General features: G+C 40.3%; 8 protein-coding genes and 1 pseudogene. 7 read left to right on the forward strand and 2 right to left on the reverse strand.

Translation table 11 applies throughout. The features are described 5' to 3' along the window. The first annotated feature begins 59 nt into the window (after nucleotides 1-59). From AC1DSB_RS11505 to AC1DSB_RS11515, 3 genes are read left to right on the forward strand one after another with little or no spacing between them, the layout of a single operon-like run. Nucleotides 60-596 carry a DnaD domain-containing protein gene (locus tag AC1DSB_RS11505; protein ID WP_477586755.1) on the forward strand — a complete coding sequence of 179 codons (537 nt, stop codon included), beginning with the start codon at nucleotides 60-62 and terminating at the stop codon, nucleotides 594-596. A gap of 12 nt (nucleotides 597-608) precedes the next feature. Continuing rightward, a complete protein-coding gene (gene nth / locus AC1DSB_RS11510) occupies nucleotides 609-1,268 on the forward strand; it encodes an endonuclease III (RefSeq protein ID WP_477532523.1) in 660 nt (219 codons plus the stop codon). Beyond that, nucleotides 1,265-1,618, forward strand: a complete 354-nt coding sequence (locus AC1DSB_RS11515; RefSeq protein WP_477532522.1) for a YpoC family protein — start codon at nucleotides 1,265-1,267, stop codon at nucleotides 1,616-1,618. Before nth ends, AC1DSB_RS11515 begins: the two co-directional genes overlap by 4 nt. A 42-nt stretch (nucleotides 1,619-1,660) precedes the next feature. Here AC1DSB_RS11515 and AC1DSB_RS11520 read toward each other — a convergent pair whose 3' ends face one another. Together AC1DSB_RS11520 and recU are read right to left on the reverse strand one after the other, a co-directional pair. Then, nucleotides 1,661-4,342 (reverse strand): PBP1A family penicillin-binding protein, encoded by a 2,682-nt coding sequence (locus AC1DSB_RS11520; protein ID WP_477586756.1) that lies wholly within the window; start codon nucleotides 4,340-4,342, stop codon nucleotides 1,661-1,663. A gap of 16 nt (nucleotides 4,343-4,358) precedes the next feature. Next, the gene (recU, locus tag AC1DSB_RS11525) at nucleotides 4,359-4,979 is read right to left on the reverse strand and encodes a Holliday junction resolvase RecU (protein ID WP_477547933.1); all 621 of its coding nucleotides are present in this window, start codon (nucleotides 4,977-4,979) and stop codon (nucleotides 4,359-4,361) included. Between the two features lie 182 nt (nucleotides 4,980-5,161). On the opposite strand from recU, the gene AC1DSB_RS11530 reads away from it, so the two are divergent. The 4 genes and pseudogenes from AC1DSB_RS11530 to AC1DSB_RS11545 all read left to right on the forward strand — a co-directional run. Further along, nucleotides 5,162-5,347: a hypothetical protein gene (locus tag AC1DSB_RS11530; RefSeq protein WP_016427378.1), complete on the forward strand. Its 186-nt coding sequence runs from the start codon at nucleotides 5,162-5,164 to the stop codon at nucleotides 5,345-5,347. 47 nt (nucleotides 5,348-5,394) lie between these two features. Further along, complete coding sequence (locus AC1DSB_RS11535) at nucleotides 5,395-5,778, forward strand: DUF1798 family protein (protein WP_036659368.1); 384 nt, start codon at nucleotides 5,395-5,397, stop codon at nucleotides 5,776-5,778. After that, nucleotides 5,756-7,938, forward strand: a pseudogene (locus AC1DSB_RS11540) (DEAD/DEAH box helicase). Before AC1DSB_RS11535 ends, AC1DSB_RS11540 begins: the two are co-directional and overlap by 23 nt. Next, nucleotides 7,928-8,716: ribonuclease H-like domain-containing protein (locus AC1DSB_RS11545; RefSeq protein WP_477586757.1), on the forward strand; the 789-nt coding region annotated here is incomplete at its 3' end. The pseudogene AC1DSB_RS11540 and the gene AC1DSB_RS11545, both read left to right, overlap by 11 nt.

Here is an 8,716-nt window from a genome sequence, read left to right on the forward strand (position 1 = left end):
ATTCTTCATATGGTGGCGTTTATCGATAATCGAAAACATTTCCCACGCCAGATGATTTAGTGGAACGTTCCCATTTTACATCGGAACAAGTAAGTCGACATATGCAAAGATTGTTCCAAAAAGGGTATTTATCGATACAACAAAGATATGATGATAAAGGAGTATTGATTGAAGCCTTTTCGTTTCACTCATTATGGAATCGGTTGATTGACACAGTTCTGGAAGAAAAAACTTCACAGAAAGTAATGACTCAAAAAGAACAAGAAGGCGAGATTTTCCGATTGTTCGAACAAGAATTCGGGCGTTTCCTTTCCCCTATGGAAAGTGAAACTATTGCAATGTGGATGGATCAAGATCAGCAATCACCCGAGTTGATTCGAGCAGCATTGAAAGAAGCTGTACTTGCACAAAAAATGAGCTTACGCTACATCGATCGCATTTTGTTTGAGTGGAAAAAGAAAAATGTCAAAACTATGCAGGATGTTGAAAAACAAGCAAGTCAATTCCGCACAGTTCCGGAAAGAACATCGCCACCAACGCAACCGCAAAAATCAAATAAAGTACCATTCTATAATTGGTTAGAAGAGCGAGAGTAGGGAAGTGAAAATATGCTGACAAAAGGTCAATGGGAGTATTGTTTATCAGAAATGGATAGAATGTTCCCTGATGCTCATTGTGAGCTCGTTCACGCCAATCCATTTGAGCTGACAATCGCCACATTGCTTTCTGCACAATGTACGGATGTACTCGTAAATAAAGTGACCCCGGCTTTATTCGCAAAGTATCAAACCCCGGAAGATTATTTAAGTGTGCCACTGGAAGAACTACAGGATGATATACGTTCAATTGGATTGTTTCGTAACAAAGCAAAAAACATACAAGCTTTGAGTCGAATGCTGCTTGAACAATTTGATGGTGAAGTTCCTGCCAATCGTGATTTGTTAACCACACTTCCTGGAGTGGGTCGTAAAACAGCAAATGTTGTCGTTTCAGTTGCGTTTGATATCCCTGCATTGGCAGTGGATACACATGTGGAGCGAGTGACAAAACGTCTGGGTCTCTGTCGCTGGAAAGATTCGGTTCTGCAAGTTGAAGAAACAATCATGAAAAAGACGCCTATGGACAAGTGGTCAAGAACACATCACCAACTCATTTTCTTCGGTCGTTATCATTGCAAAGCACAAAATCCCCAATGTCCAGTTTGTCCACTGTTGTCCTTGTGTCGGGAAGGGAAAAAACGGCTAAACAAAGGATTGGTAGAAATTTGATTCGATTTGATGCCAAACATGCACAAAAAGAACATCTTAGCGGCATTCTAAGTCAATGGTCGACTTTAAAAGAAATGATACAAGATGCTTTTAAACTGAAAAATAAGGGTGTTCATGAGCAGATGCTTTTAGGCATTAAGCTATATGAAGATTTATTGGTTCAAGTATCAGAATCAACAAGTTTTAAGCCTGATGAGATTCAAGACTACGAAATCCTTCCTCTAAACGGGAAAGAACGATATATATTTATCATTACGAATTCGAATCGCTATGTAGCTTCTAGTCAGTTAAATGAGTTATTCGATGAAACAATTAAGAAAATTGCTCGATTGCGCATAAAATCCAACTAAAAAGAAGCAGATCCTTAAAAAGGATCTGCTTCTTTTTTTATATTATGGACTTATTGAGGAATCAGAATTCGATATTGAGGCGGTTCTCGCTTCAGTCTTATTTTCTGTACTGTTTGCGGCACCTTCAGTTGATCCGTCATCGCCCCCACCTTCTGGCGGTGGGGGAGTTTCACCTTCAGGAGGTGGCGTTGTCCCATCGACAGGTGGTGTCGTCCCGTCTTCAGGTGGAGGTGTCGTTCCATCGCCATCTGACCCGCCATTACCATTACCATTTCCGTTCCCGTTACCATTGCCATTCCCTTCACCTTCACCAGGAATTTCCGGTTCAGGTACTTCAACAGCATCAATTTCAAGTGTTGTACTAGCTGGTTCGCTTCGTACTCCTTCTGCTATTGCCACTACAGTAAATGTATAGGTACTGCCTGGAGTAATGCCTGTGACAATCAAGCCTTCCTGGCTAGTGGTTTGTAGAACAGAAGGAGTGCCTCCATCCACTGCAAACGAAACTTCAAATGCTACATCCACTTTGTCTTTATCACGTTTTGGTGCTTTGTGCTTCCAGGATAATGTAGCTGATTGATCGCCTTCACTGTATTYAGCTTTGAAATTTGATGGTGCATCCACTTCAATTTGTTCATATTCCTCGGAAACTTTAGTTGGTTCAGTTCCACGAACAAATAATTCTGTTCGTTTCAAGTTGTCCGGTGTAAATTCACTTGCAAGACGAAGAGGGGAAGTGCCCACTTCAACAGTTGCTTCTACAACTGAATTTGGTCGTTTAAAGCGTGGTGTATCTTTGTCTGCAGATATATCTGTCATAACATCTTTAAACAATCTTTGGGCGAAAGTGCGTTCAGTTGAATCGGCTGTATTGATTGCTTGTTTACGTTCTTTATAACCAGTCCAAACGGCGATTGAATAATTTGTCGTATAACCAGCAAACCAAATATCCGGAGCTGAGCCTTCAGGCAAATTATAATCATTAAATTCTTTGGATGTATAGTTGGTGGTTCCTGTTTTACCTGCAACATCCAAGCCTGGAATGATTGCTGCTTTACCAGATGCGCCTCTGCGCTCACTAACTACATCTCGAAGCATATCGGTCACCATAAAAGCAGTTGAATCTTTCATGGCTGGTTTTGATTTAGGTTTAAATGTTTTCTTCGTTTCTCCATCACGATAAACAATTTCACTAATAGTGTAAGGGTCTGAGTACATGCCGTCATTCCCGAAAGCTGCATATGACGCTGCCAACTTAATCGTGTTGATTCCGGTAGTTGCTCCAATCGCAGCAGATTCATAATCGAGATAGTCACCAGTAATGCCTAAATTATTGGCAAATTCTTTGCGGTCACCACTTTCGACTTCTTTGAAGGCTTTAACAGCTGGTATATTTCGAGAACGATACAATGCTTCACGCGCTGTCATAGCTCCCAGATATTCATTATCGAAATTGTAAATTTGTTGATCTGAATTTGAATAATTCATTTTTTCATCAACCAGGGTGTGACCAGTAGACCAATTCAAATATTCGATGGCAGGACCATAATCCAGGATAGGTTTAACAGTTGAACCAATACCACGTTTTGAAACATCTTGCGCGTAGTTAAATTCGAAGCTTGGGCCATAATCACGACCGCCACCTACTGCAACAATGGCACCTGTTTTCGTATCCAATACGGTCATTCCTGCTTGCATTTCTTGAGTAGGGAAGTTATCTCCTGAAAAAGCCTCTTCTACTGAACCCTGAGCTTGTGGATCAAGCGTCGTATAGACTTTCAATCCATCAGCTAAAGAATCATCTGAGCTTTTAGCTGCCAGTTCATTCAATACAATATCCAAAAATGCAAGATACTTGGTAGAATTCGAAGGTTTACGATTTTCTTCAGCTAGTAAACCTTCAGTTATTGGAATCGCTTGTGCTTCTTCCATTTCAGCTTTTGTAATTTTCCCATGCTGTTCCATCAGGCGTAAAACGATATTTCGACGTTTTTCTGCGGCTTCGGGATGTTTGAAAGGATTGTAGTTGTTCGGACTTTGAGGCATTCCGGCCAACATCGCCATTTCGTGTAGCTCCAAGTCTTTTAATTCTTTTCCGAAAAAGCTTTCAGATGCAGTCCCAAATCCATAAATATTTCCTGACATTAAGACTTTGTTGAAGTACATCTCAAAAATTTCTTCTTTTTCATACTTTTGTTCAAGTTGATAAGCAAGATAAGCTTCTTGAGCTTTACGTTTTAACGTTTTTTCATTTTGTAAAAATGAATTTTTTATCACTTGTTGTGTTAAAGTACTAGCACCTTGAGAACCAAATCCACTTGTAATGTTAGCAAGAATTGCTCCACCAAGGCGGTAAAAATCAATTCCGTTATGTTTATAGAAACGAGCGTCTTCAGTAGCCAATATGGCTGCTTCCATTTCTTTAGGGATATCTTCGTAATTCACATAATCTCGGTTTTCGGATCCAATTGTTGCAAAGACATCGCCATTTACATCATAAAACTCAGATGAAATTGGGTCCTTTAATGATTCTTCATCTAATTCTGGTGCGGAGCTTGCGTAATAAACAAAGAGTCCTCCACCGAATAACAGTCCTGCCAATCCAATAATGAGACAGGCCATAATAATACGTTTAAACCAACCTGTTGTACTTCTTTTTTTCGATTTCTTTTGTTTTTCTAATTCTTTTCTTCGTTGTCCACGAGAGTTAGCTTTTTCGCTCACGAACGTCTCCTCACTTTCACGGCTTCACAGATTCCTCTGAAAGCATCTTTGTTACTCCCCGCAAATAGTCAATTGGAGGATAAGCTCCTGGGACTATTTCAAAGGCATGTTGTTCGAAAAATTCGAACGGAATTGATTTGCGACCACCTTTACACATTTCATCCCATGCATCTTGAAGGGGACGATAAGGTAAAACGAAATATCGATTGATGGATGAAAAACGAACGATTAAAAAGGTAAGACCTTTCTGTTCCGTTACCAGTCGCATGTGGTCAATTTGATGAGCATGGATATTCTTTAAAGGGAAGGAAGTTTTATTTTTCGTTTCTTTCGCTTCAAAATCCACATGAATGCCTTGCCATACACCATTAAAGTCTGTTGTCGAAGCAGTCCGATAATAGGCTTCTCTTATGACAGCTGCACTTCGGGAAGGATATTCTACTTTTACTACTTGGATAGGTACAGGTTTTTTATGAATGACTGCCGTACCTTTTTGCATATAAAAGTCATTTGTTTCATTAATCTCATCCTCTAAGGTTTTTCCCCGGTTACTGAAGGTATAATCCTTCTTTGCACGTTTTTCCGAATTATTTTTTGTGGGCGTATAAATCTTACCATTCGGGTAGTTAAATGCCATGCTCGTCACCTCGCATACCAGTTTATCATAACCACACCCTACTAGACGTGATTCGCGCTTTAAGGTTTCATAGTTTGTGTGTCGAATTGTTGTAAGTATTAGCTTAATCCTTCTAGTTTTGTCGTTGGCAAAGGATTTCATCATGTTATGGAGAACTTCACTAACAACTGGAGGGATGCAGCATGAAACGTATAGAAGAATTGATTGAACAATTGTCATTACTTGAACATATCTTGGAAGCACGATTTATACAGGAAAGATCTACACAAACGCAAACTGTCATCGATAAAGGGCATCAAGTAGGAAAAGCATTAAAAGAAACGGAACAAATGATAGAATGGAATACCTGTTCGCAAAAAAGTGGTTAAAACCACTTTTTTTTGTTACTATAAACAGTAACAAAGGGGCTGAGAACATGAAGTTAAACGAACATACTAAATTAATTTTGGAAGAAAGTCAAAACTGTCTAATACGTCATCAAGAGATGCGTGATAGGGAGGCATCTCCTGATTTTTTTTCACAAGTGAAGCCCCATGCCGATTATTGGCATGCTTTCCTAATTGAATGGAGAGCAAATGCCAACTCTTGGATTAACCATCACCGTCCGAAGTATATGCGAATCCAACAAATAGATGCGGCAATTGAAGCTTTCAATCAATATGTCGTTCAATCATTTTATAAAGAGACTGGAAAAAAGAGGTTTGCGCAGTCTATACAGTCAACTTGTTACACGTTGCAAACTTTTATACATGCCATAGAGCAAGAAGGTGAAAAGCTTGATCAGGAAACAATCAATTAATGACATATTAAGTGAATGGAAGCAAGACCCGATCATGCGAGAACGAATTGTTCATTGGCATACGATTGAGAAAAAAGAGGCATTCTTGTCTGATTTCCCCGAAGATTTACATCCGTCCATCCAGCAGGCACTGAACGAACGGGGCATTACACAACTCTATAGCCATCAGAGAATTGCTTATGATATAGCGCGTATGGGTCAATCCTTTACAGCCATCACACCCACTGCATCGGGGAAATCCCTTTGCTATCATTTGCCTGTCCTTCAATCAATCGTCGAAGACAGTTCTTCAAGGGCACTTTATTTATTTCCCACGAAAGCGCTCGCTCAAGACCAAAAGTCCGACTTGAATTTATTGATTGAACAAATGAATCAAGATATTTTGAGTTACACCTATGATGGCGACACTTCACCGGCAATTCGCACAAAAGTAAGAAAGGCTGGTCATATTGTTTTGACCAATCCTGATATGCTCCATTCGGGTATATTACCTCATCATACGAAATGGGTTTCCTTGTTCGAAAATTTGAAGTATATAGTGGTCGATGAGCTGCATACATACAAAGGCGTGTTTGGAAGTCACGTGGCACATGTTTTGCGTCGATTAAAACGCATCTGTCAATATTATGGAAGTAATCCGGTTTTTATTTGTACTTCGGCAACAATTGCAAACCCGAAAGAACTGGCCGAATCATTAACTAACGAAACTCATACACTGATCGATGAAAACGGTGCACCGTCGGGTAAGAAAAATTTCATTTTTTATAATCCGCCAATCGTTCACCCAACCTTTGGTGTCAGACGTAGCGCTATTCTCGAAGTTCGAGATCTAGCTAAACGCCTATACAAGGAAGGGATTCAAACCATCGTATTTGCGAAAAGCAGGGTACGTGTTGAGATGCTTGTCACGTACTTAAAAGAACTATCCAAGAAAAAAATAAATGATGAATCCATTCGTGGCTACCGAGGAGGGTATTTACCTTCTGAACGGCGACAAATTGAAAAAGGTTTGCGGGATGGAACAATTCAGACTGTAGTCAGTACAAACGCATTGGAACTGGGTGTGGATATTGGTCAGCTCCAAGCCTGCATCATGACCGGTTACCCTGGGAATATTGCAAGTGCTTGGCAACAGGCGGGCCGTGCAGGACGTAGACAGGATGAGGCCTTGATAATATATGTTGCGCAATCAACTGCACTTGATCAATATATTGTGAATCACCCTTCATTCTTACTCGGTCAATCTCCAGAAGAAGCCCGCATTCATCCAGACAATTTAGTTATATTGATGGATCATTTAAAGTGTGCTTCTTTTGAATTGCCTTTCAAAACGACTGAACAGTACGGGGAATTTGAAATACAAGAGTTACTTGCCTATTTGGAAGAAGAAGGAATATTGGTTCGAACCTCTGACAAATGGCATTGGATGAGTGATCGTTTTCCTGCACATGAAATCAGTTTACGTTCTGCGTCACAGGAAAATGTCATCATTATTGACCAAACCATCCCGACTGGGAAGAAAAGAAAGCCTTTGTAAGAGAAGTGGATGTAGACTACTTTACAGATGCAAATCTTGCAGTTGAATTAAAAGTGATGAGTGAAGACAAAGAAAAAACGTTTAAACACGGCTCTGTGTTTTTTGGGGATGTATCGATTTTAGCGATGGCGACCATATTCAAAAAAATTCGGTTTGATACACATGACAATATCGGGTCAGGCCCTATCCAGCTTCCTCCGGAAGAATTGCATACTTCATCGAGTTGGTTAAGTTTCAATCGACCCTCTGGCTGGACTGATGCAATGCTCACAGATGCCATGACAGGTGCAGCGACTTCCATCGCATCGTTCATCCCGTTGTTCGTCCATTGTGATCGTCGCGATATTCATGTTGTACCACAAGTGAAATCGATTCATGCTGAACTCCCTACATTTTTCGTTTATGATAGCTACCCAGGAGGGATTGGCATCAGTGAACGCGTATTTGACGTTTGGCCTGAATTACTTGGACACGTCGAACAGCATGTCGAGGCGTGCCCGTGTGATCAAGGTTGTCCCGCATGCATCGGACCCCAGGAAGCAAGCGTTGGAATGAAAGATGAAGTGTTGAAACTTCTAGCTTATTTACAATTAGAATCAACTGGTGATCCGTATGTCATTTGAAAAAAATCTCTTACAAATGAAGAAACTGATTAAGAAAAAGCCAACGAAATCTCAATCGCTGGTTCCTTTCGTCATTCCAGAAAAACCGAAGTATACGGAAGAGTGGGAACGGGCAGGTCTGAAAATCATTGAAAATGATTTTGGTATCGTTTTTGAAAAAAAGATAGTTTATGACCGGACATATTGTCACGGTGATTTTCAATTAAAAGAAGTTTTCGATGCTTTCGCATTGTGGAATTCTTTTCAAGGTGTTCACCCCATATCAACAGATGGACAGCATGTTGTTTTTTTTGATACGGAAACAACAGGTCTAAAAGGAACAGGTACCTACATATTCTTAATCGGGCAGTTAATATGGAATAAAGATCATTTTGAGATGACTCAACATGTTTTAGCGGATCCGAGCCATGAAGCGGCAATGTTGTACGAGTCAGGCTTATGGAAAGCTGGCCAGACCGTCGTAACGTATAATGGCAAAAGTTTTGATTGGCCCCAATTGCAAACACGATGGACAATGAACCGAGAGCATCTACCTAAACTGTCAGATCCTACACATATCGATTTACTTCATGGGTCTAGAAGAGTTTGGCGGAATGAACTGGATCAATTCAAACTAACAAAAATTGAAGAAGATAAACTTGGATTTAAACGTGTTGGGGATATTCCAGGACATCTGGCTCCGATTATTTATATGGATGCTGTAAAAAGCGGGAATCCGGCGACCTTATTAAAAGTTCTACACCACAACGAATGGGACATCCTCTCATTACTTACATTG

The sequence above is a fragment of the Paenisporosarcina sp. P4_E4_2 genome, assembly GCF_056401595.1.

What these genes read in the sequence shown, in the direction of transcription:
- AC1DSB_RS11530 (WP_016427378.1), top strand. Translation starts at nt 5,162, where the DNA reads ATGAAACGTATAGAAGAATTGATTGAACAATTGTCATTACTTGAACAT.
- AC1DSB_RS11535 (WP_036659368.1), top strand. Translation starts at nt 5,395, where the DNA reads ATGAAGTTAAACGAACATACTAAATTAATTTTGGAAGAAAGTCAAAAC.
- nth (WP_477532523.1), top strand. Translation starts at nt 609, where the DNA reads ATGCTGACAAAAGGTCAATGGGAGTATTGTTTATCAGAAATGGATAGA.
- recU (WP_477547933.1), bottom strand. Translation starts at nt 4,979, where the DNA reads ATGGCATTTAACTACCCGAATGGTAAGATTTATACGCCCACAAAAAAT.